Below are 23,616 nucleotides of genomic sequence, written 5' to 3' on the forward strand. Positions count from 1 at the left end.
GCGAAGGTAAACCACCCTTATGGAAATAGCATCCGACAGGATATTTCAAAATTTTGAAAAGAGTTTAGAAGAGTTTAAAGAGTCAATTGAGTTAACCAAGCAGGAGAAAGCTGCCAAGCTGGCAAGTCAGGTAGATATACTCAGTCAATCCAGGAATGGGCTGGTCTACCTGCTTCAAAAAATCGGTGAGCTCGACCGTGCGGGCATTTTCAACAACACAGTATGGAGCGAGCCCGACAAGCTCATTCCTCTGCTGGTGAAGGGCACCCTGAAAGTCGGCCACCCTACCTCCAGCTTTGAGATTCTCTCTGAGCTGCGGCTGTTAGCTTTTGCAACCGGCATTGAAAAAAGCGATAAGATAGCGCAGAAAGACGCTCAAAGCTTTTTGGAAGAGGTGATGGTGCACAACCTTGAGTTTGCTCACCAGGACGTTTCGGAAGAAACCCGTTTGGCCATGCCTGTGAGAGAGTTGAAAAAGGCGTTCAATCTCTTCGGCTTCATCGTCTCAGAAATCGACCTGCAGGGCGTGTATGAAAAGCTCGCCGAGGAAATCCGACTCATCTGCGCTCAACGGCCCATCATGACCCGCAAAGCCAGAGAGCTCATCCGATTGGTTAACGAGCGTTTCGATACCACAGGAGACTCCGAAACGGATCGGTCAGTCCGGCTGTACATCAACGCTATCTATGCTCCTTCTGAAGGAGCAAGAAACAATGCCAGCCTCAAGGATTACGAGCATTTCCTTTCGGAAAGCAGCGTGGCCACTTTGGAAAGGGAGGCCAGAGCCATGGGCGACCATATGAACGCCACTGGCCTGGTGAGTGGCTACCACTCTGTGCTACTCAAAAAGCTCGTTGCTGACTATGAAGACCTGGTTCCTGTTTGCCTCCACCTCAATGACCGGGGCGTAGCGGAATGGGAAAAATTTCATGGATTGATTTCCACGCTGATCAATGAAACAGTCAGCCCCGACAATTGCCAGTGCATTTATGGACTGGCCCGAATGTTGGGAAAAAGCCTGTTTTCCCGCCGGCCTGTCAGGGTGGGTCTCGAGAACCTCCGCAAAGTTAAAATCCACAGTATGGTGGAAAAGCGGATTAGCAAGTCACTGATCAACAAAGATGCTGATGTAACCGTATTGCAGTACCTGATCGGTGGCACCATCAAAGTGCTGGGGCAGCACCTTGGTGTTGGCCAGGGCAACAACCCCACCTGCCAATCGGCCAGAGGGATCAGCATGTGGAGCCAGCATGCCCCCGCCATGCTCATAGATATGATCATTACTGTGGCCGCTCAGAACGATCTGGTTATGCGCTTTGACAACCAGGACCTGACCTCTAACCAGCTGGGGAAAGGGCTGCTTGACAACCTGGATCACAACCTTGATGTGGTGTCGGTAGTGCTTGTGCCTCATTTGGATAAAATCTACAATGAGATGATGAGGCGTTCGTCATTTCGTGGTGAAGATCCGCACAAATGGGTAAACCCGGCCATGTATGGGCAGTGGGTGCACGTGGGCTTTGCTTCGTGTTATGACTACCCGAGCAATTCGATCGTTGACTATGCAGGTTTTGTCAAAATCTTTTACGCTGCTTTCCACCCCGACTTCAACGGTCAGCACCAAATGGTGTACCCCAACCCAGTAGGCATTTTTCTTACTACCAACAAAGGAGTGATGGTGGGGCTTCATGCCATCTCGCTGCTCCGTGTAGACAAGAACAAAAAAGGAGAAATGAGGGCCTACTTTCTCAACCCCAACAATGAGGGGCGGCAGGACTGGGGCCAGGGAATTAAACCCACAGTGTTTGGAAATGGCGAGAAGCCCGGGGAATCATCGCTGCCGTTCTATCAGTTCGTTGCCAGGGTGTACGCCTTCCACTACAGCGCCCTGGATGTGAAAAGCTGGTTGAGCCTGGTGCCACAAGAGGAAATCAGTAAAGTAGAGCCCCTGGCCAAAGAAAGCTGGGGAAAATCATATGTCTGGAATCAACAAACTAAACTATGGTAAGGCACTCATCGAGAATTGAGCTCAGCCAGTCTTCTCTGGTGAAAAACATCAACTTCATCAGAAAGAAAATTGGTCCAGATGTGAGGATTTCCTCGGTGGTGAAAGCCAATGCCTATGGCCATGGCATAGCGCAATTTGTGAAAATGGCTGAGAAAGCTGGCGTAGATCATTTTGCTACGGCATCGGCTTTTGAAGCCGAGGAAGTATTGGCAGCCAAGTCGGAAAAGGGAGGTATCATGATCATGGGCATACTGTACGATCAGGATATTGAATGGGCCATTGAAAACGATATTGAATTTTTTGTTTTCAACTACGCCCGGCTACCTCTGGTAATGGAAATAGCGAAAAGGCTTGGAAAGCGTGCAATGGTACACATTGAAGTGGAAACCGGTGCCAATCGCACTGGCATGAATGCTAAGGAGTTTCCAAAAACGCTCACTTTCCTCAAGAAAAATGCCCCCGATCTCGAGTTCAAAGGGCTATGTACACATTTCGGTGGTGCTGAAAGCTTCGCTAACCAGTTCAAGATCACCTCTCAGCATAAGCGTTACAAGGACTTCCTTCGGGAGTGCAAACAAAAGGGCATCATGCCCGAATACCGGCACATCGCCTGCTCGGCCGCTGCATTGGCGATGCCCGACACAGTATATGACATGGTGAGGATTGGCGTAGCTCAGTATGGTTTTTGGCCCAGTCCGGATATTTACTACACCCACTTACAGGAAACAGGCAAGCCGTCCGATGGAGCCCTGAAAAGGATTTTCAATTGGAAAACTGATGTAATGGACGTGAGGGATGTTGACCCCGGCGAGTTTATCGGATATGGCACTTCCTATCAGGCAACACAAAAAATGAAAATAGCAGTAATGCCTTTAGGTTATTCCAACGGCTACCCCAGGGCGCTCTCGAACCGGGGACAGGTGCTCATTCACGGGAAAAAAGCCCCGATAGTGGGCCTGATCAACATGAACCTGTTTATGGTAGATGTATCCCATATACCTGGCGTAGAAGTGGGCGACGAAGTGGTGCTCGTAGGTCGGCAGAACAACAACACCATCAATATCAGCTCTTTTACGAACGTGACTCAGCTGATCAACAACGAAATGCTCAGCAGATTGCCGGCAGCCATCCCAAGGAAAATTGTCAAATAGCCGGTTGCACTAATTTGATTCCATAGTTTAAATAACTGTCGTTGTTCCATAGATTTGCACTGCCATTAAAACACTATTCCATGGCCAAACGATTTGTGGATTTTAAGAAACTTAGAAACTTCCGTCTGCTTCGCAGGATTTTCTTCCTGCTTATTTTTCTTGGTGTTGAAGAAGGACTAAAATGGGCTGATAGTGAGAGGTACATTACTATTCCAAGCTATCTCGACAAGCTGTTGGATGTGGTGTTGTGGGCAGTAGGCGCACTGATTACCGTAACTGTCATATTAAGATTTACCGAAAATAGGGTCTTTCGGTTCAATGACGATGAAGTAGACATCGAACAACGAATTCTTTTTACAAAAATCTATTCGACCACACTGTATCTTCTTGTAGCAGCGGTAGTGTTCTGGAGAATGGGGCTGGAAATTGAAAACATCACCATTTTTCTGGGCCTTATCACCACGGGCGTAGCCTTTGCCGTTCGGGACGTCATTAACTCCTATTTTGCGTGGTTTATTATTCTCACCAAACATCCCTTTCGCATAGGTGACTATGTGAAAATTGGGGATGAGGCAGGCACTGTAGAACGCATCGGCACTTTCTTCGTGACTTTACAGAATCCCGGAGCCATAGATTTTATTAAAGTACCGAACAATACACTGCTTAGCAAAGCCATTATCAACATGGGGAAAAACAGGGTAATGCATACGGTAAAGTTCCCCATCAAAACCATCCCGGCCGATATCCAGGCCAGAATGGACAAAATTGATGAACTGGCAAAGGCGGTTGTAAAGGACAAATCGATCCCAAAAATGCAGCTACAGGCCGACGGAGCCGTCATGACAGTCTACATTGTGCTCCCCCTACCTGTCGGTCAGGTAACCAAGCGCACTGAGTTCATTGTGAAGGCCAATGAGGTGCTGTCAGACATCATTGCTGAGCCAAGGGCACTGCTTTCGTAAGGAGCCTACCAATTAAAATTTGATTAGAACTAAAAGCAACACCATATTGGTAGGGTTGAATTTCAAATTATCATTATTTTTGACCATGTTCACTAATTCTAAGTGGCGGTCGAAATGAGATTTCTGTTTAAAATACTAGCGATTACTTTGCTAAGCCTTTTCATAGCGACTGAGGCCCAATTTGTCTTGTTTGTTTTCGACAACAACAGTGCTCTACTGGAGGACATCGAATTAGCAGAATTGGGAGGAACCGAAAGTGGCGAAGAAGAGAAAGCTGATGACAGTAGCGAAGAAGTAGAAAAGTTTTTCGCAGCACACCAGTTTGACCTTTACCCAGAGCTGTTTTTGCATCGTGGGCAGCAGTTTTTCTACAACATGTTCATAAAAGCAAATTTGCATTTCGAGGTGATATCACCTCCTCCTCAATTACTTCCGCTCGCCGCCCCTCTGGCAGTTTTCTAAAAATTTGTAGCGATAGCAGATTACCTTTATCCTCTGCAAAACGCATCACTTGAAGTGCCACCATAGCTGGCAATTTAAGTAACATGCTTCAAAGGTATCAGGTTTCCGGGGGTCGCCGATCAGGTGACCAATTTGACTGATTTAGATTTGCTTCAGGTGCTACACTGAGGCACCACATATATTTAATTAACACTAACAGGTAAAACACTGTGAAAGCACATACAAAAGAAACCCAAAGCACAATGACGCCAGCAAAAGCGCTGGCCTTTCTCAAAGAAGGAAATCAACGATTTCAAAACAACCTCAAAGCCAACCGCAATCTGCTGGAGCAAGTGAACGACACAAGTGAGGGACAGTGGCCTTTTGCAGTAATATTAAGCTGTATCGACTCCCGGGTGTCGGCAGAGTTGGTCTTCGACCAGGGGCTGGGCGACATCTTCAGCGTGCGGATAGCAGGCAACTTTGTCAACGAAGACATATTGGGCAGCATGGAGTTTGCCTGCAAAATAGCAGGATCAAAGCTCGTTGTGGTACTGGGCCATAGCAAATGCGGAGCCATCAAAGGCGTATGCGATAATGTGACCATGGGCAACCTGACTGCGCTCATGAGCAAACTCAAGCCTGCTGCAGACGCTGTTAAAGAACCTTCGGAGAACAGAAATTCAGGCAATTCCGAATTCGTGGAAAATGTGGCAGCTATGAATGTGAGAATGACGATGAAGAATGTAAAGGATAGAAGCCCCATTTTGAAAGACATGCTCGACAAAGGAGATATTGGTATAGTTGGTGGTATGTACGACGTAGAAACCGGAATTGTCCGGTTTTTTGAAGATTAATTACACGATGTAATTAAAAAGGGAGCCCTAATCAGCCCGGTCAGCACCTGGGCTGGTTAGGTTTTTTTTATCGCTTAGCGGCCACATAGTTGGCCACTGTGCCCACCGGTGCCAGCCAAATACCGTTAGCGGGGTTAGCAGCATATTTCATCAGCTCTTCCAGCATCTTGAGTCTGGTGGTTTGGTCTCCACCCTCCCCCATCTCGTGCCCGGCCAGTACCAGCCATTGGCCCGATCTTTTGGCCTGTTCGATCAATGAAAGTATTTTATCGAAATCTTTGCCGTCGCTCTCCACACCTGTGAGCTGTGCAAAGTCAACGTAGGAAGGGTCATTAGCCGATTCGTCCATCCAGCCCCGGCTGTTATCAAACATTTTTGCCACTATGGGCACATAGCTTTGGGTGCCCTCGCCCCTGCCAACGAAAGTCTGGCCACAGGGGTAAGCAAATACCTTGCAGTCGATGCCAAGCATCTCTTTGATTTGCTTGTTCGCTTCTATGAGCTCCGCCCCCATTTTCTCCAGCGTATACTCTTCCAGGGCTTTTGAACGAGACCACACAAAATTGCCGGAGCAGGGATGATTCAGAGAATGGTTGCCTATTTCATGACCCGAGGCCACCGCCTTTTTCCAGCCTTCCAATTGGCCTTTTACCGCTGAGGGCACCACGTAAAAAGTGGCCTTCACTCCGTATGCGTCCAACAGCGCTGTGCCCCCATTCACCTGACTGGCACGGGCGTCGTCGAAGGTCAGGCTAACGGCGCATTGCTTGCCATCGGGCCAGGGAAAGGGTTGAGAATTTGCTTGTGCAAAAATGTTGCAGTTTACAAGTAATAAAAAGGCGAAAACAAACACCCCCTGCTTTGCGCTCGTGCTTCCGTATGTAACAAGTATTTTCATACTACTCTTGATTATCCGATTGAAACCCTTTTTCGGGACTAAAACTTCAACTAAGCAATGATGGTGTTCAGTCTTTTTTGAAACTACCTCACGAGCTGAATTTACGATTAAAAAAGTCTTGTCCATAGCCGGGGCTCGATAGCCACCGGCTAGAGGAATGATTTAATGGAGACAGTGTATTGATCGATTGTTTATTTTGGATATTTTAGAGCATCAATAGACCATCAACTCACATGTATACCAACTTTATCAGTCGATATAACCGGGGAGCCTGTGTGTTGCTGCTTTTTGTGTTTCACAGCAGTTTTTCGCAAAGCCCGAAAGCGGATCAGGACATACCCCTTTACCCGCTTGAAAAAATATTCAGCATGCTCCGGTCCCAGCCCGACTCGGCAATTATGCTTTTACCCCACTATTTTGCCGCCAGCAACGACAGCATCAAAGGAAAGGCCTATAACTACATGGGCAATGCCTACTATTTCAAATCGAATTATGACACTGCCATTCAATACTTTACCAGGTCATCAGAGATATTCAGCAGGCTACAGGACGACGAGAACCTTTCAAAAAACTACAACAACATGGGAGTTGCTCACTATTTCCTGAGCCAGTATGAAAAAGCCTTTGAGTTTCATAAAAAAGCACTGGAAATCCGGGAGAGGCATCAAGACCCTGGCATTACGTCAACCTATAACAACCTGGGGCTGGTGCTTACTGACCTTGGGTCAACTGAGGAAGCACTCTACTACTACAAAAAATCGCTAGATGCGAAAATACAATACAGGCAGTTCACCAGCCTGTCCACAACTCTTACTAATATCAGTAATATTTACAGAGACAGAAACGAGCTTGATTCTGCTTTGATGTATGAATTAAAAAACCTTCAGCACCTTGATAGTTTGCCAGACAACAGAAACCTGGCCACCTGCTACAACAATCTGTCAATAAGCTACCTGCGACTGCTTGACCTCAAAAAGGCTGAATTCTATGCCCTAAGGGCGCTTCGGCTGGAAAAAGAACTGCAGAGAGGTTTTGAGTTGATCAATGTGTGCAAAAATTTAGCAGAGATCTACCTTCAACAGAAAAAAGCGGCCCTTGCTTACCAGTACCTCGACTCCGTTTTTTTGCTTGTGCCCAATCATGGCGATTACAGGGCGGTTACAGGCGTATATCTTTCGCAGGCTATTGCCGATTCTGTGAAAGGAAACATGGGTGCCGCATACGTCCATATGAGGAAGTATATGGATTCCAAAGTGCATTTCGACGAGTTAGAAAGAAAGAATCTGGTGCTGGATCTTGAGAAAAAATACCAGGGAGAGATCAAGGAGCAAAAAATTCTGAAACTGGAGCAGGCCCACACCATCAAAGATCTTGAAGCAGAGCGCTCGAACCTGTTCAGGTTGTTCCTCATTGCCATAGTTATCCTGCTCTTGCTGGCTGCTGCAATCCTCTACAGCCGCTACCGGCTAAAACAAAAGACAGCCGGGATGCTGGACGCTAAAAATAAGGAGTTGCAAAGCCTGAATCAGGTCAAAGACCGTCTGTTTGCTATTGTTTCCCACGACTTGAAAAGCCCGCTGTCGTCGTTTCACACTGTCACCAGCACCCTAAATCAATACTATGAGCAGATTAGCCCCGATGACATAAAAAGGTATCTTACAAAGCTGGAAACCGCTGCCAAATCGTTGGAGGATCAAATGAAAAACCTGCTCGAATGGTCGTTGCACCAAATTTCCGAAAGAAGCTTAAAAACGGAAGTATTTGAGCTGCGGGACATGGCTGAAAAATTGAGGAGTTTCTTTCATCTCAACCTTGAGGTGAAGCGGCAAAACATTTACATTGAAATTGAAGCGCCGATTCACCTGGAGACTGACAAAGAGTACCTGCAAACCGTTTTGCGTAACCTTATTTCTAACGCTATCAAGTTCACACCGGCAGAGGGAAGCATCTGGCTGCGGGCCAATGTTATTGACAATAATGTGATCATAGAAGTGGAAGACTCAGGAATTGGGATAGCAAGTGACGATTTCCACAAACTTTTCACACTGGAATCGGACAAAAAATCGATTGGCAGCTCCAAAGAAAAGGGAACAGGGCTGGGGCTTGTTTTAGTGAAAGAAATGATAGAAAAACTAGGGGGTACCCTGGCGCTGACCAGCGAGCTGGGAAAGGGCACAACGTTCACGATCCGTATGGCTGGCAAACAACTTAAAAAAGCAGCCTGATGAGCACTGGTAAGGTCAGGCTGATAATGATCGACGACCATGAGTTGTTCAGAGATGGTCTGTCTTTGTTCCTTCAGATGCAAACCGACCTGGAGATCGTAGCTACGGCGGCCACGCCCATGGAACTGCGTCACCTGCTGTCAGCCCACCAGGTGGATGTGGTGATGATGGACATCAGCTTGCCTCAGCAGTCGGGCATTGACCTCAGCAAGCAGCTGCTAAAAGAATACCCGAAGCTGAAAATCATTTTTCTTTCAGGCAACGAGGGACAAGCCTATATAGAGCAGAGCCTGAAAGCGGGCGGTAAAGGCTTTGTGCCGAAAAGCGCCCCAAAGACGGAAGTGCTGGAAGCTATCCGACATGTAGCTGGCGGACAGTTCTACTTTCCCAGCGAATTGGCGCAATCTATTTTCCAGCAATATATCTCACAGCTGCACCTCCAAACTGATGCAAGCACTGTAACAGAGAGAGAACTGGAAGTGCTCCGCTGCTTTGCCAATGGCATGAGTTTCAAGGAAATTGAAGACCATCTACACATCAGCAAGAAGACCATTGAGCACCATAAAAAAGCTATTTTCGACAAGCTGGGCTTTTCTTCCAACGCCGATCTGGTGAAGTATGCGATCAAAAACAATATCATAGAATTATAAGTAGGGGTTTTTCTCTCGATTTTTGCGGGATTCCCCCCATACTAAAAAATCAGGCTTAGAGTGACTTTTGGTGTATAAACCAAATGAACCATTAGTCATGATTACTTTACTCGCTGCCATTTTTAAAAGCCTATCTGGCACTTTTAGGCTTTTCGCTATTTTTTTAATCTCATCAAGTGTTTTCTTGGCACTTGAAGCCCAGGCTCAAAACCACCAATGGGTAAGCGTGTTTTCTGGAGCTTCGACTGTTCAAAGCAATTCCGTCGCGGTGGATGCTTCAGGAAACGTTTATACGACCGGGTTGTTTCTAGGCACGGCCGACTTTGATCCCGGCGCTGGTGAAAGCACGCTCACTTCGTCTGGAAGTGAAGACGTATTTATCACCAAGCTAAATAGCAGCGGTGGACTAGTTTGGGCTAAGAAGGTCGGAGGAACAAGTAGTGACAAGGGATTGTCAATAGTAGTCGATGCCTCCTCAAACGTTTATGTGTCAGGTACTTTTGGGGGAATCGTGGATTTTGATCCAGGAGCGGGAACGAGCAATATGACCGCCACCAGTTCTACAGATTTGTATGTCTTAAAACTAGATGCGTCAGGCAACTATGCCTGGGCAAAACGTTGGGGTTCAAATCTAGGCGTGACACCAATAGGTCTGGCTGTGGATGCTTCAGGCAACGTTTATACTGGTGGCTCTTTCGTCAATATAGTTGATTTGGATCCTGGCGCAGGAACGGTAAATGTTAACACTGGTCTTTCAAATGTTACCCACACCTTTTTGGTAAAGCTGAACGCATCTGGAAACTATGTAATAGGGAAAAGGCTGGGGGTTACTAATTACGGAATTGTGAATTCCAGTGCAATGGAAATGGATGCCTCAAATAACATCATCTTGACAGGCATTTTTGGAAACCTCAATTCTGGCGTAAACGGAACAAATGTAGACTTTGATCCTGACGCTGGAGTATCAGAACTTGACGCAGCAAATGGAGCGTATTTCATTGCAAAATACAACTCCTCTCTTTCATATGTGTGGGCCGTGCATTCACCATCTGTACAAAACACGACGGCCATGCATATTGATGGCAGTGGAAATCTACTTGTCACGGGCTATTTTGCGGGGGCAAAGGACTTTGACCCAGGGGTCGGTGAAACGAATTTGACTCCCGTAGGCAACGAGGATGCCTATGTCTTTAAACTGAATTCATTGGGGGAATTTCAGTGGGCCAAAAATTTTGGATCGACTCTGTCTGACTACGGCTATGCTGTTACTAGTGACGCTGTGGGAAACGTATACGTTACCGGGGTGTTTTGGGGCACTACTGTCAACGATTTTGATCCGGGGCCGGCAGTGGTGGCCTTGCCAACTGGAACCAATGGATATGATGGTTTTATCGTCAAACTAAATGCCTCGGGAGACTACCAATGGGCCAAGTCTATCTATGCTCCCTTCGTCAACGGCTGGGACCAGGTGAATGGCATTTTTTTGGATGGATCAAATAATATCTACTGCACAGGTTTTTTCACCAACGGCACAGTAGATTTCGATCCGGGGGCGGGAGCCGACAACAAGACTTCAACTGGCTCCGATGCCTTCGTCCTTAAATGGAGCCAGAGTGCACTCATTGCCCAAACCATAACCTTCAATCCGCTGCTATCCAAGGCCATGGGCGACGCACCATTTGCACTTACTGCCACGGCCTCTTCAGGGCTTCAGGTGAGTTACACCAGTTCCAACACTGGTGTGGCTACTGTAAGTGGCAACACAGTAACGCTGGTTGCCCCTGGCACCACCACCATCACGGCCTCTCAGCCCGGCAACGGAACTTACAGCCCAGCCTCCAACGTAAATCAGCTGCTTACCGTAACGGCAGCCGCCGACGTGACCCCACCCTCAATTTTATCTTACTCTCCTTCGGACAACTCCACCAACGTGACAATTGGGGCCAATCTTGTAGCTACTTTTTCTGAAACAGTAACAGCAGTTACCTCCAAAGTCGTGAGTATCAAATACGCTGGCGGTGAAGTACCCGATGCCATTTTTGAGTCATATACATTGCCATCAGCCAATGTGACCATTTCCGGGAACTCTGTCACCATCAACCCGACCAGTAACCTCGTTAACCTGGCTGAATACTATGTCAATATTGAATCCGGTGCTTTTGTCGATGCCGCTGGTAATCCTTTTGCAGGCATTTCCAATGCAACCACATGGAATTTCACTGCAGTGCCGGCTTCGGCGCCAGTGGCTACCGCATTTTATCCTGTCAACAATGCTACGAATATCCCAGTTGGTGTAAATAGCTTCACACTCGTTTTCGACGACTTTGCCCAAGTCAATCAATCGGCTCTGGGGACGGTGCAATTGAAAAAACTTGACGGCACAGTTGTGTTCGAGACAACTGCCCCGAACATCTCTACTTGCTGTCAGAATGTGCCTTTTTATATGGGCGAGGCTATTTTAGAGCCGGCAACCACCTATTATTTCAATATAGGCAATGATATTTTCCGTAAACCCGGAGGTGTCAGTTATTATGCCGGGATATCAAATAATACGGACTGGCGATTTACCACAGGCAGCGTAAACTCCGTTATCAGCAGCTACTTACCGGCACGAGGCGCTACCTCAGTGAGCACTTCACTGGGAAGCATCAAGATGTACTTCAGCAATGAAGTGTATGATAGCTATGGATATTATCGCCTAAGAAAGGCGTCTGACAACTCGCTGGTAAAACAATGGGATGTATATGCAGACGTCACCTACGGCTATGATGCACAAGCTGGCCTATACTTTGCCGAGCTGCCGCTCAGCGCCGCCCTTGAGGCAGGCACTTCCTATTACGTTGACAACCAATTTAATAACGCTGGTGGGTATGAGCCAGGATGGATGGAGTACGATTTTGCCTACAATGAGCCTGAAGATATCTGGACAACAGCGAGAATAGTTCCCTGGGCCACCAACTTCTGGACTTTCACAACAACACCCGCAGCAGACATAACCCCTCCTACCATCACCAGCCTTTCACCCGCAGATGGTGCCACAGGCGTAGCTGTTGCTTCCAATTTAGTAGCTACTTTCTCAGAAAACGTTACAGCAGTTACCTCCAAAGTCGTGAGTATCAAATACGCTGGCGGTGAAGTACCCGGTGCCATTTTTGAGTCATATACATTGCCATCAGCCAATGTGACCATTTCCGGCAACACTGTCACAGTCAACCCGACCAGCAACCTGGCCAACCTGGGTGAGTATTACGTCAATATTGAGGCTGGAGCTTTTATTGATGTAGCTGGTAATTCTTTTGCAGGTATTTCCAATGCAACCACATGGAATTTCACAGCAGTGCCTGCTTCAGCGCCGGTGGCCACTGCTTTTTACCCGGTCAACAATGCCACTGATGTCCCCGTTGGTGTAACCAGATTCAACATTGTGTTCGACGACTTTACCTATGTTAATGAATCGGCAGTGGGGACAGTGCAACTGAAAAAACTTGACGGTACAGTTGTGCTCGAGAATACTGCTATGAACATGGGTTCTGGCTATCAGAATGTGACTTTTGATATGGGAGAGGCGGTTTTAGAACCGGCAACTACCTACTATTTCAACATAGGCAATGATGTTTTCAGAAAATCAGGAGGGATTAGTTACTACAGTGGTATTGCAAATAACACAAGCTGGCGATTTACTACTGGCAGCGTAAACTCGGTTATCAGCAGCTATTTACCTGCAAGAGGCGCAACCTCAGTGAGCACAGCATTGGGAAGTATCAAGATGTACTTCAGCAATGAAGTGTATGATAGTTATGGATATTATCGCCTAAGAAAGGCGTCTGACAACTCGCTGGTAAAACAATGGGATGTATATGCAGACGTAACATACGGGTATGATGCACAAGCAGGCCTATACTTTGCCGAACTGCCGCTCAGCGCCACGCTTGAAGCAGGTACTACCTATTATGTTGACAACCAATTTAATAATGCTGGTGGGTATGAGCCTGGGTGGATGGAGTACGATTTTGCCTACAACGAGCCCGAAGACATTTGGACAACCGTAAGAATAGTTCCCTGGGCAACCACTCACTGGATCTTTACCACAGAGCAGGACATTACCGCCCCGCAGGTTGAAGTGTTAAGTCCATCAAACCTGGGTGTTCAAGTAGCTATAGATGCCAACCTTGTGATCACTTTTGACAAAGCCATCGCCATCAACAATAGCAGTGCTCAGGTGCAGATTTACAAAAAATCAGACAATAGCCTTTTTGCCGAGTATACGATGGGCAGCGCCCAGGTGAATATAAGTGGTAACACACTAACGGTTAATCCAACTACGGACTTTGCTTACGAAACGATTTACTATGTGCTTTTGGATGCCAATGCCATTCAGGATATTGGAGGTAATTTATTTACGGGGATATCAGCGCAGGGCACCTGGCAGTTTCATACCACCAAGCCGGCTGGTAGTGAGAATGAGGCTCCTTATATCGTGTTTTTTGAGCCTGAGCATTTAACAGAAGAATATCCACTTGATGGAAAGGTGACGGCTCACTTCAACGAACCTATTCGTATGCCTTTTTTGAGGGTTTTTAGTCTTAGCTCCGATGATAAAAACACCTACTCGAAATCATTTTCTATAGGTGCTGCCGGCTCCACGTCTATCATATCAGGAAACAAATTGATCATAAATAATGCTGCGTTTCCTTACCTGGCTACTGGCGTGCATATGGTTTTACCAGCGAATACCGTATGGAATGATCCTGGAAGTGGCAATGCCGCAATAAACACGAAAGACAGCGACACATGGTTGATTTCCACTTCAACACAATTTGACCCCGGCGCCCCACCATTGACCCTTAACGTGATTGAATACCCTGCCAATGATGCAACTGGAGTTTACTGGTCAGCAGGTACTTATTCTTTTACCATGAGCCCCGATTTGGCAGGAAATGAATCCTTCTCCGTTTACAAAAACACGACTGGAGGTATACGGATTAAGAAGCTATCAAATGACCAAGTAGTAGCAGAGTATACAGGAGCTGAAGTACGGGACTTCTTAAACACTGGCCCCTTCGGCACCAGCCTCTATTTTGCTACCGAACTAGAACCTTCTACTACCTATTACATCACGATCGACGACGATGTGATTTATAACACTATTACCGGTTCTTTCTTTGAAGGAATTCAAGACAATACGACGTGGCGTTTCACAACTGAAAGTGTAGCCAATTATGAATCCAGGTTCGCCTCTTTTTCACCTTCCCGGGGAGCTGTGGATGTAGACTCCGAATTGTCGGAGATACAGCTATTCTTTAATGAGGAAGCCTTCTTTGGAAGCGGCGCACCCCTTCGGTTGAGAAAGGCTGGTTCAAATGAAATTATTAAGGAATGGGAATCTGAATCGCCCGACTTTTCAAAAGTAAACAATCTGCAGTACACCTTTACAGGCTTTTCTCTTGAACCCGAAACGACGTACTATATTGAAAATGTATTTCAGAATGATCAATATCCATTCTCACTAAGTGCTGACTATATGGGGGGATGGTCCAATGATTTCTGGACATTTACTACGGGAGAAGGGCCTGATGAAACACCGCCAGGTGTGGTCTCTTTCAGTCCTGCCAATAATGCTACAGAAGTGTCCCTGGCTACTACTTCTATATCTATCACTTTCAATGAGGAAATAAAAATAGCTGCCAGTGGTTCCACCAAGCAGGCCATTATTTGGTGGACTCCGGAGGGCGAATCTTTGACGAACACAACTGTCGATCTGGAGAATGAATCAGCCTTTACAATTTCTGGAAATACTCTGGTGATGAACTATGATGGTTGGTTACCCGGGCTTACGTATTATGTTACTTTGGCTGACGGCGTTATTGCCGACCTTGCCAACAATTGGTTTGGTGGCTGGACAGGAAGCGCTACATGGAGTTTTACAACAGAAAAAGCCAACCAAACCATCACCTTCAATGAATTGCCTGCAAGAACTCTACAGCAAGGCAACTTCACACTGGAGGCGACAACAAGTTCGTCTTTGGATGTGAGCTACTCGAGTTCCAATCCCTCTGTGGCTACCGTAAGCGGAAACACCGTGACTGTCGTTGGAACAGGCACCACCACCATCACCGCTTCGCAGGCGGGCAACAATAATTACAATGCCGCTCTGCCAGTTGAGAGGACTCTGTTTGTGACTGATGCTACGAAAACGAATCAGTCGATAACGTTTAACACCCTCGCAGAAAGGGCCTTCGGCAGCGGCACATTCCAGCTTGAGGCAAGCGCCAGCTCAGGACTGGCGGTGAGCTATAGCAGCAGTAACACGGCAGTGGCGATGATAAGCGGTAGCACGGTTACCTTAATTGGAGTAGGTGAAACTACCATTGCGGTCACGCAAAATGGGAATGACACCTACAATCCAGCCCCCGAAAAGCAGCAAGTGCTGACAGTAGTAAAAGGCAGCCAAACCATCACTTTTGATGCCATCGCCGATAAGTCTTTTGGCGACGCTGCCTTCACTTTGTCACCAACGGCCTCTTCTTCCCTGTCCGTCAGCCTGGGGGTAGTGAGCGGGTCTGTGACCCTGAATAGCAACCAAGTAACCATCACTGGTGCAGGAACAGCCACCATCCGGGCAACACAGACCGGCAACGAAAATTTCAATGCGGCCACTCCTGTCGAAAGGTCTTTCACCATTGCGAAAAAGGCCCAGGTCATAACAATTGGTGAGCTGGCCGACAGGCTCACCACCGACCCTGCTTTTGATGTCGTTGCCTCTGTAGACAGCGACCTGGCATTATCATACAGCATCGATGGCCCGGCCACGCTGTCGGGTGCAACTGTGACACTGACAGGTGAAGAGGGCACTGTGACTATTACAGTCAGCCAGGGGGGCAACGAGAACTATCTCGCTGCTGACGCTGCTACAACTTTTGAAGTGACCGCACCAGAGGTAGCCGAAAAACAAGAGCAAACCATCACTTTTGCAGCCATAGCAGACAAAACCTTTGGTGATGCAGCCTTTGCCCTGGAAGCAACGGCAACCTCCGAACTTGCCGTCAGCTTTGAGGTGGTAAGCGGCCCGGTTACACTTGCTGGAAATACCATTTCTATCACCGGTGCGGGATCCGCTACCATTCGGGCCACTCAGGCAGGAAACGAAGCATTTAAGCCCGCCACTCCTGTGGAACGAAGCTTTGTGATAGCTAAAAAAGGACAAATCGTCACCATTGAACGCATTGGCGACAAACTCACAACAGATGGGCCATTTGTTGTAATCGCCTCTACAATCAGTGGACTTGCCCTTGGTTACAGTGTAGTGGGGCCAGCTACTCTCTCAGGCACCACACTTACATTAACCGGTGCCGAAGGCACAGTCACCATTACCGTCATCCAGGCTGGTAACGACAATTACCTTTCTGCTGAAGCCACCGAAACATTTGAAGTGACGGCACCAGTTGTAAAAGCGTTGAGTATCTCGGGCGTGGCTTCCCTGGGCAACTCCGCCTTCACCCAGGGCGAAGCAAAGCTTCACCCGAAAAACAACGACGGTAGCTTTGCGACGGCGCTCGTGTCGGCATTGTCTGCCAATGGCGCATTTACATTTGATGATGTGCCAGCGGGCCAATATGCTTTGAGCATTGCATCTGCTTCCACTGCCGTGCTCACTACTTATTTTGAGAAAGCCACCACCCTTGCCAATGCTACCTTGCTCACGCTGTCAGCGGAAAGCATTGAAGGAATAGTTGTTGACATGATCGAAAAGCCGTCGGTGCCAGGCGGGCCTGGCTCTATTGCAGGAAAGCTATTGCTTTCGGGCGATGGAAGCCGCCATCTGGTGACAGACGGAAGAACCATGGAGGGCACGCCTCTTTCAGGTGTCACAATCTTGCTTGTAAGCAGCCCCGGGGGTGAGCTGATCGCCAGCACCGTAACCGCCAGCGACGGAAGTTTTGGGTTCAGCAACCTGCCACTCGGCGCTTACAAACTCCTGATCGACTACGAAGGGAATGTAAGCCTGGAATCGCCTGAAATAACCATCAGCACCGGGCAGCTAAGCTTTGAGGTAGCCTCTGAGGTAACAGACGAAGGCATTGTGATCATTGCCATGCCCACCGCTACCACGGGCGTTTCAGCCGAAGTTCTCCGCTCGATGATCAAAACTTACCCTAACCCATCGCAGGGACAGTTCACCATAGCTTGGGATGGTTCGCTGGCAGATGTAAAAGAAATTATCATCCACAACAACAACGGCTCAGCCGTGTGGCAGCATTCGATGACTACGGCACAGCTGACTGTCGATATCAGCAGTCAGCCAGCCGGAGTCTACATTCTCAGGCTAATCACCAGCCACGGGGCAGCCGTGCATAAGCTTGTGATCAAGTAAAGTAAAAACCGCCGCCCCATGGGTGGCGGTTTTGTTTTTTGGGGGGTACCGTCGCCAGATGTGCGCCACTCAAAAAAATGTGAGGACAAAAAAATCCCGCAGCTGAGTGCGGGATATCAGGTTAGGAACTGAGTCCGAAGGCGACGTATCATGCAGCCTCCTGGTCAGTTTCCCAATCGATGGACGAGCCTTTGGCTCCCAGCGCCACTCTGCTGTATTTGATCGTTTTCAGCTCGTCTCGCATCTCGTTGCTGGGTGTAAACAACACCTTGCTTTTTCTGATGCTGAAGTTGCCTACTTCCTCTGGCGTTTCGTAGCCCTTGCTGCTGATGTTGATCGAAAAGCGACCCAGCTGGCCCAGGTTAACAGTGCGGCCGTTGCGAAGAAACTTAGGAACGAGTTCGAGAAAGTTCTCGATCACTGCCATGGCATCTGCCGTGGTTACGGTGCTTCGGGAAGAGATCTCCTTTACGAGCTCTCGTAACGTTGCCTCACGCTCTCTGTAGATACCGGCGTAGAATTTGACCTGCCCGCCGCCAGCCACTCCGGGGGTCCGGCCACCCGGCTCGGCTCTGCGGATTATTTTATCCCCCCCGACATTGCGCAACCCCGGCGCCGCCCTTGCTCAATGGCACCTCCGCAGTTGCCCTGCACCTGTGGTGGCTATTGGGCGAGATGGATAGCGGAGCTTGGGCTGGCGGAGAAGCAAAAAGTGCTACTGACCAATGACTCGAAGGAGCTGTTTGATTTTTTGGGGTTTTGATAGTGCGTAAAGTTGTTTCGTTTGCCAACGAGCGAGGGAATTTTTGAGGCCCTCCTCAGCTCCTTTCACCTAAGCGGTTGCTCAGAGCATTATTGATTGTATATTTATCAGCTAAGAAAATCATTTTTTGCCATGCCCTCCATTCAGCCCCGAAAAGCACTCAACAAAGCCTACCTAAAAGTAAAGCCCAGCAGGGCCGAAATTGAGAAGTTTAAGACTAACCTCATTGGCGTGTTGGATCAAATCAATGAGGGAGAATCTGAGGAATTCCACAAAAACCTGGTAAGCGACTTTTTAAAGAAAACGTATTACGACCCTGCCCATTCCATCAATACCAAGGGGCGGAATGACATGGTGATCCACAATGGCAAAGATGGCAAGTCCACCGTGGGTGTGATCCTCGAAGCAAAAAAGCCTTCCAATAAGGGTGAAATGCTTAAGCAGGAAAATATTAACGGCAAAGCATTGCAGGAGCTTGTCCTCTATTACCTGAGGGAGCGTATTACTTCAAAGAACCTCGAAATCAAACACATAGTAGCCACCAACATCAACGAGTGGTTTATTTTCGATGGGCAAGCTTTCGAAAAAGCTTTTGCTCAGAACAAGGCGTTGGTGAAGCAATTCACAGACTTTGAAGAAGGTCGGCTGGGTGGCACAAAAACCGATTTTTTTTATAAAGAAATCGCTAGTCCTGCCATCGAAGCAATCAAAGACACCCTTGAGTTCGCCTACTTTGATATCAGGGAATATGACAAGACCCTGCGCAACGCTGATAAGACTGACGACAACAAGCTAATAGCCCTTTATAAGCTGCTTGCTCCGGAGCATCTTTTGAAGCTCCCGTTTGCCAACGACAGCAATAGCCTGGACAAGTCTTTTTACTCTGAGTTGCTGCATATTATTGGCCTGACTGAAACCAAAGAAGGAGGTAAGAAGATTATTGAGCGCAAAAAAGCAGGAGAACGTAATGTTGGTTCCCTTCTGGAGAACGCTATTGTGCAGCTTGATAGCCTCGATAAACTGTCCCGACTAGAAAAGCCAAGTCAGTACGGCAATACCACGGAGGAAAGGTTATTCACTGTGGGATTAGAATTGGTTATTACCTGGGTCAACCGCATTCTTTTTCTCAAGCTACTGGAGGCTCAACTCATTACTTACCACAAAGGCGATAAATCCTATGCCTTCCTGTCACATGACAGAATACATGACTACGACGACCTCAATAGTCTCTTCTTTAGTGTGCTGGCAAAAAAAGAATCAGAACGTGATGAGGAGATCAAGCAAGCTTTTGCTAAGGTTCCCTATCTGAATAGCTCGCTCTTTGAGCCCACGGAAATGGAGCACACGACGATCTTCATCAGCAATTTGCGAAATGAGCGCAATTTGCCAGTGCTGTCTTCTACCGTGCTGAAAACAAGTGCTGGAAAAAAGCTGACCGGTGAACTGGATGCGCTGACCTATTTTTTTGAATTCCTCAACGCCTACGATTTTAGCAGTGAAGGATCAGAGGACATTCAGGAGGACAACAAAACGCTCATCAATGCCTCCGTTTTGGGGCTGATCTTTGAAAAGATCAATGGCTACAAAGATGGATCCTTCTTTACGCCCGGCTTTATCACCATGTACATGTGCCGGGAAACGATCCGCAGGGCTGTGGTGCAAAAGTTTAGAGAGGCAGGATATAGCCTTCCTGAATCCACTGATATTTCGGAAAGCTTCAATTTGCTGTACGATCTAATTGAGCCCACGCAGGAAGGCAGAACTAAGGCCAATGACATTGTTAATAGTTTAAAAATATGTGACCCTGCAGTTGGTTCCGGACACTTTCTGGTGTCTGCACTCAACGAGCTAATTGCCATTAAAAGCGACTTACACATTCTACAGGATACGGAAGGCCGTAGGCTAAAGGAATATCAACTGGAGGTGGTGAATGATGAGTTGATAGTGACAGATGAGGACGGCGAGCTCTTTGATTACGTGCCAGGAAGTAAGGAAAGCCAACGCATTCAGGAAACACTTTTTCATGAAAAGCAGACCATTATTGAAAACTGCTTATTTGGGGTCGACATCAACCCGAACTCTGTAAAGATATGCCGCTTGCGGCTTTGGATTGAGCTACTCAAAAGTGCCTACTACAGGCCTGGAACTGAAGAGCTGGAAACCCTACCTAATATTGATATCAATATTAAAACAGGTAACTCCCTCATTAGTCGCTTTACGCTGGATGCCGATATTAAGCAAGCCCTGAAGAAAAGTAAGTGGAGTATAGATAGTTATCGCCTGGCCGTGCAGACCTACCGGGAGGCAAAGAGTAAAGAAGAGAAGCGGGAAATGGAGAGGCTGATTGACGAAATAAAGAGCAACTTCAAGACAGAAATACGCAGAAGTGACCCAGTACAAAAGAGGCTAGATAAGTTAGGGAATGATCTTTTCATGCTGACTGGCAAAGGAACAGATGGTATTGGCATGATGCTTTTTGAACCAGAACAGGAGTATGGCAAGGATGGGCAAAAAAGGAAAGAAAGAGAAAAGAGGATAAAGGCAATAGAAGATGAGATCAATAAGCTTGCCGCTCTCAAAGAAGATGCTCAAAGTAATAAAATTTATGAAAATGCCTTTGAGTGGCGGTTTGAATTTCCTGAGGTACTAAGCAATGAAGGGGACTTTGTTGGCTTTGATGTAGTGATTGGGAATCCCCCCTATATTCGGCAGGAAGAGCTTTCCCCCGTAAAGCCATATTTATCAAATCGGTACAGGACGTTTTCAGGCACAGCCGATCTCTTTGTATTCTTTGTTGAATTGGCAATGGATCTCTTGAAGGACAACGGAGAGTTCATTTACATTATCCCAAACAAGTGGATGCGAGCAGGGTATGGAAAGAAATTGAGAAACTTTGTAAAGATGCATCGCATCCACCGACTAATGGATTTTGGCGACCTGCCAGTTTTTGAAGAGGCTACAACATACCCGTGTATTATAGAGCTTTCTAAAACTACACCTACAAGTGAATTCGAAGCATTGAATCATATTACCCTAGAATGGGATGTACCTTTGCCAGAGTTTATTAAGGCTAAAAAAATGATTGTGTTGACTGAAGAATTAGACGACAATGGCTGGACTTTAACCGACAGTATTACACAAAAACTTTTAGCAAAAATCCGAGCAAATGGAACCCCTCTTGGAGAATTTGTAAATGGCAAAATTTTCTATGGGATCAAGACTGGTCTAAACGAAGCGTTTGTGATCGACGGGGTAACTCGTGATAGATTGATCAACGATGACCCTAATAGTGCTGACATTATTAAACCTTTTCTGGCAGGTAGGGATGTTAAGCGTTACGAACAACCAAGCAGTGACAAGTTTTTGATTCTTCTGAAAAATGGAGATACAAAAGAATGGTTTGGCGAAGTTGATGAGAAGCAAGCAGCATTACTACTACTTCAAAAATACCCTGCCATAATGGGCTACTTGAAGCAGTTCGAGAAGCCCGCCAAAGCCCGCTATGATCAGGGACAATTTTGGTGGGAGCTGAGAGCTTGTGACTATTATGAGGAGTTTGATAAGGAAAAAATTTTGTGGCCAGGCATCAGTAGCAACATTACGTCTTTTGCTCTTGACAACTTAAAGTATTACGGCAATGATAATAATCAAATGATTATTACTTCTGACCTTGTAATCTTGGCAATATTGAATTCTTCAGTATCGAATTTGTTTCTAAGAAGCGTATGCGATTTCGTCAGGGGGGGCTTCGCCAGACTTAAGATTGTTTATGTAGAAAAAATTCCCATTCCCTCAGCCTCTGACAATCAAAAAGAAAAAATTGAGCAGAATGTTAGAAAGTTGCTGGAAATTAGGAGGAAAAGTGGCGACGTCAATACAACAAAAATTGAAAAGGAAATTGATAACTTGGTATATGAACTATATCATTTGACTGAAGACGAAATCAAAATCATCGAGGGACAATGAAGTCTGAAATCAAGTCTTTGATCGAAAAATACGCTGAAGTATACGGCAAATTTGAGGCCCTCCAAGATAAAAATTGCAAATCGTTACCTGGTGGCGATCAGAAGACTGGTGTTATAGCGGAGTATTATGTAAAATGCTATATCGAATATTCGAACCATGTTGTCGCAGAATATGCCAGCCATGGGAGTCCGTTTGACATTAGCTACACATCAAACTCAGGACAAACAATAAGAGCCCAGGTAAAAGCCGTCTCTGCGCACTCAAAAACCAGGATCATTGCGCCGCTTCGATTATTTGACGATGAGGGCAATAGAACCTTCGATGATCTTTACTTGGTTGAATTGGGATACGATTTTTCCCCTGTTGGCTTGTACATCAACTCATTTGAGGCCATCCAACAAAGAGTCAATAATCCATCCAGGAAAAGAATTCAAGGCTCAAAGATGATTGACAGCACAGACCAAAAGAAGCCAGGCTCAAGCTTCTTTGATTTTTCTGAAAACAAAGTGGATGAGCTGCTGAGAGCGATTGTTTAGACATTGCGTGAGGGATAGCAGCGGAAAGCCCGGACCTGCCAAACGATGTTTGTTTTTACTGTCTGGCTGAAGCACGTCGATCGCTCCCACACCAACGTCATGTCGATTCCGAGGAACGAGGGAGACATCCCCCTGGTAATGGTAGCTAGTTGTTTAAATGCACTGCAAACATCGGGGGGACTTCGTTCCGGCGTCGGGTTCCTCGTCGGCTCCACTACGTTGCGAAGTGACGGCTGTTATGGAAGTGGTGGCTGATTGGTGGCCCTGGTGGTGAACCCAATCGCCGCCTCTGCGTGAGGGATAGCAGCGAATAGCCCGAACCTGCCAAACCGTTTCGGTTACTTTCAAACGAACTATTGCTGGCGGGGGGCACGCCCACAAAAAGAAAAAGCAATGAGCGTATAGAAAGCTCAGTATGTGCAAAAATTGCACATACTGTCGCAGATGGCAAAACCTATACACCAGCTTTTATCAATTAGAAGCCATCGTGGAACGACACATCCCCCAGGTGATTGCAGCGAGCCTTTAGAAAACACTGCAAGGTCACGGGGACTTCTCCGCTACGTTGCGAAGTGACGACTGTTATGGAGACGGTGGTAGATCGGCAGCCTTGCTGGTGAACCGACTCACATGCTCTTGCGTGAGGGATAGCAGCGGAAAGCCCGGACCCGCTCCCGATATTATCGGGACGGGGAGGACTTGGAGCGAATAGCCCGACCCCCGCCAATCGAGCAGGTTACTTTCAACCGAAATGTGGCTGGCGGGGGGCACGCCCAAAAAAAGAAAGA

Annotated in this window: 12 protein-coding genes; 10 read left to right on the top strand and 2 right to left on the bottom strand. The window is 47.1% G+C overall.

Translation table 11 applies throughout. From position 1 onward, the window contains the following. Positions 1 to 19 precede the first annotated feature (19 nt). The 5 genes from GC130_RS06295 to GC130_RS06315 all read left to right on the top strand — a co-directional run bounded on the left by GC130_RS06295 (position 20) and on the right by GC130_RS06315 (position 5,419). A complete protein-coding gene (locus tag GC130_RS06295; RefSeq protein WP_151997427.1) occupies positions 20 to 2,008 on the top strand; it encodes a hypothetical protein in 1,989 nt (662 codons plus the stop codon). Next, the gene (gene alr / locus GC130_RS06300) at positions 2,002 to 3,159 is read left to right on the top strand and encodes an alanine racemase (RefSeq protein WP_151997428.1); all 1,158 of its coding nucleotides are present in this window, start codon (positions 2,002 to 2,004) and stop codon (positions 3,157 to 3,159) included. The genes GC130_RS06295 and alr overlap by 7 nt, the downstream gene beginning before the upstream one ends. Before the next feature lie 80 nt (positions 3,160 to 3,239). Then, entirely contained in the window at positions 3,240 to 4,121 is an 882-nt protein-coding gene (locus GC130_RS06305) for a mechanosensitive ion channel domain-containing protein (protein ID WP_151997429.1), read from the top strand. 114 nt (positions 4,122 to 4,235) lie between these two features. Further along, positions 4,236 to 4,583: a hypothetical protein gene (locus GC130_RS06310; protein WP_151997430.1), complete on the top strand. Its 348-nt coding sequence runs from the start codon at positions 4,236 to 4,238 to the stop codon at positions 4,581 to 4,583. A gap of 209 nt (positions 4,584 to 4,792) precedes the next feature. Next, a complete protein-coding gene (locus GC130_RS06315) occupies positions 4,793 to 5,419 on the top strand; it encodes a carbonic anhydrase family protein (RefSeq protein WP_151997431.1) in 627 nt (208 codons plus the stop codon). Between the two features lie 67 nt (positions 5,420 to 5,486). Here GC130_RS06315 and GC130_RS06320 read toward each other — a convergent pair whose 3' ends face one another. After that, a complete protein-coding gene (locus GC130_RS06320) occupies positions 5,487 to 6,317 on the bottom strand; it encodes a polysaccharide deacetylase family protein (protein ID WP_151997432.1) in 831 nt (276 codons plus the stop codon). Positions 6,318 to 6,550: 233 nt separating this feature from the next. On the opposite strand from GC130_RS06320, the gene GC130_RS06325 reads away from it, so the two are divergent. The 3 genes from GC130_RS06325 (at position 6,551) to GC130_RS06335 (ending at position 17,563) form a co-directional block, all read left to right on the top strand. Further along, positions 6,551 to 8,542, top strand: coding sequence for a tetratricopeptide repeat-containing sensor histidine kinase (locus tag GC130_RS06325; protein WP_151997433.1), 1,992 nt, complete (start codon positions 6,551 to 6,553; stop codon positions 8,540 to 8,542). Next, on the top strand, positions 8,542 to 9,192 hold the full coding sequence (locus GC130_RS06330) for a response regulator transcription factor (RefSeq protein ID WP_151997434.1): 651 nt from the start codon (positions 8,542 to 8,544) through the stop codon (positions 9,190 to 9,192). The genes GC130_RS06325 and GC130_RS06330 overlap by 1 nt, the downstream gene beginning before the upstream one ends. A gap of 97 nt (positions 9,193 to 9,289) precedes the next feature. Continuing rightward, positions 9,290 to 17,563, top strand: coding sequence for an Ig-like domain-containing protein (locus GC130_RS06335; protein ID WP_151997435.1), 8,274 nt, complete (start codon positions 9,290 to 9,292; stop codon positions 17,561 to 17,563). Between the two features lie 148 nt (positions 17,564 to 17,711). Here GC130_RS06335 and GC130_RS06340 read toward each other — a convergent pair whose 3' ends face one another. Further along, the gene (locus tag GC130_RS06340) at positions 17,712 to 18,170 is read right to left on the bottom strand and encodes an HU family DNA-binding protein (RefSeq protein ID WP_151997436.1); all 459 of its coding nucleotides are present in this window, start codon (positions 18,168 to 18,170) and stop codon (positions 17,712 to 17,714) included. A gap of 288 nt (positions 18,171 to 18,458) precedes the next feature. Here GC130_RS06340 and GC130_RS06345 point away from each other — a divergent pair, with 288 nt between their 5' ends. Both GC130_RS06345 and GC130_RS06350 read left to right on the top strand, forming a co-directional pair. Then, the gene (locus tag GC130_RS06345; protein WP_151997437.1) at positions 18,459 to 22,292 is read left to right on the top strand and encodes an Eco57I restriction-modification methylase domain-containing protein; all 3,834 of its coding nucleotides are present in this window, start codon (positions 18,459 to 18,461) and stop codon (positions 22,290 to 22,292) included. Continuing rightward, complete coding sequence (locus tag GC130_RS06350; RefSeq protein WP_151997438.1) at positions 22,289 to 22,828, top strand: hypothetical protein; 540 nt, start codon at positions 22,289 to 22,291, stop codon at positions 22,826 to 22,828. Before GC130_RS06345 ends, GC130_RS06350 begins: the two co-directional genes overlap by 4 nt. The last annotated feature ends 788 nt before the right edge of the window (positions 22,829 to 23,616 follow it).

The organism is Imperialibacter sp. EC-SDR9 (assembly GCF_902498805.1).
In the GTDB taxonomy this organism is placed as follows: Bacteria; Bacteroidota; Bacteroidia; order Cytophagales; family Cyclobacteriaceae; genus Imperialibacter.

Bases quoted from the DNA above. Each gene is read 5' to 3' on its own strand.
- GC130_RS06295 (WP_151997427.1), top strand. From the start codon at position 20: ATGGAAATAGCATCCGACAGGATATTTCAAAATTTTGAAAAGAGTTTA.
- alr (WP_151997428.1), top strand. From the start codon at position 2,002: ATGGTAAGGCACTCATCGAGAATTGAGCTCAGCCAGTCTTCTCTGGTG.
- GC130_RS06305 (WP_151997429.1), top strand. From the start codon at position 3,240: ATGGCCAAACGATTTGTGGATTTTAAGAAACTTAGAAACTTCCGTCTG.
- GC130_RS06310 (WP_151997430.1), top strand. From the start codon at position 4,236: ATGAGATTTCTGTTTAAAATACTAGCGATTACTTTGCTAAGCCTTTTC.
- GC130_RS06320 (WP_151997432.1), bottom strand. From the start codon at position 6,317: ATGAAAATACTTGTTACATACGGAAGCACGAGCGCAAAGCAGGGGGTG.
- GC130_RS06325 (WP_151997433.1), top strand. From the start codon at position 6,551: ATGTATACCAACTTTATCAGTCGATATAACCGGGGAGCCTGTGTGTTG.
- GC130_RS06330 (WP_151997434.1), top strand. From the start codon at position 8,542: ATGAGCACTGGTAAGGTCAGGCTGATAATGATCGACGACCATGAGTTG.
- GC130_RS06335 (WP_151997435.1), top strand. From the start codon at position 9,290: ATGATTACTTTACTCGCTGCCATTTTTAAAAGCCTATCTGGCACTTTT.
- GC130_RS06345 (WP_151997437.1), top strand. From the start codon at position 18,459: ATGCCCTCCATTCAGCCCCGAAAAGCACTCAACAAAGCCTACCTAAAA.
- GC130_RS06350 (WP_151997438.1), top strand. From the start codon at position 22,289: ATGAAGTCTGAAATCAAGTCTTTGATCGAAAAATACGCTGAAGTATAC.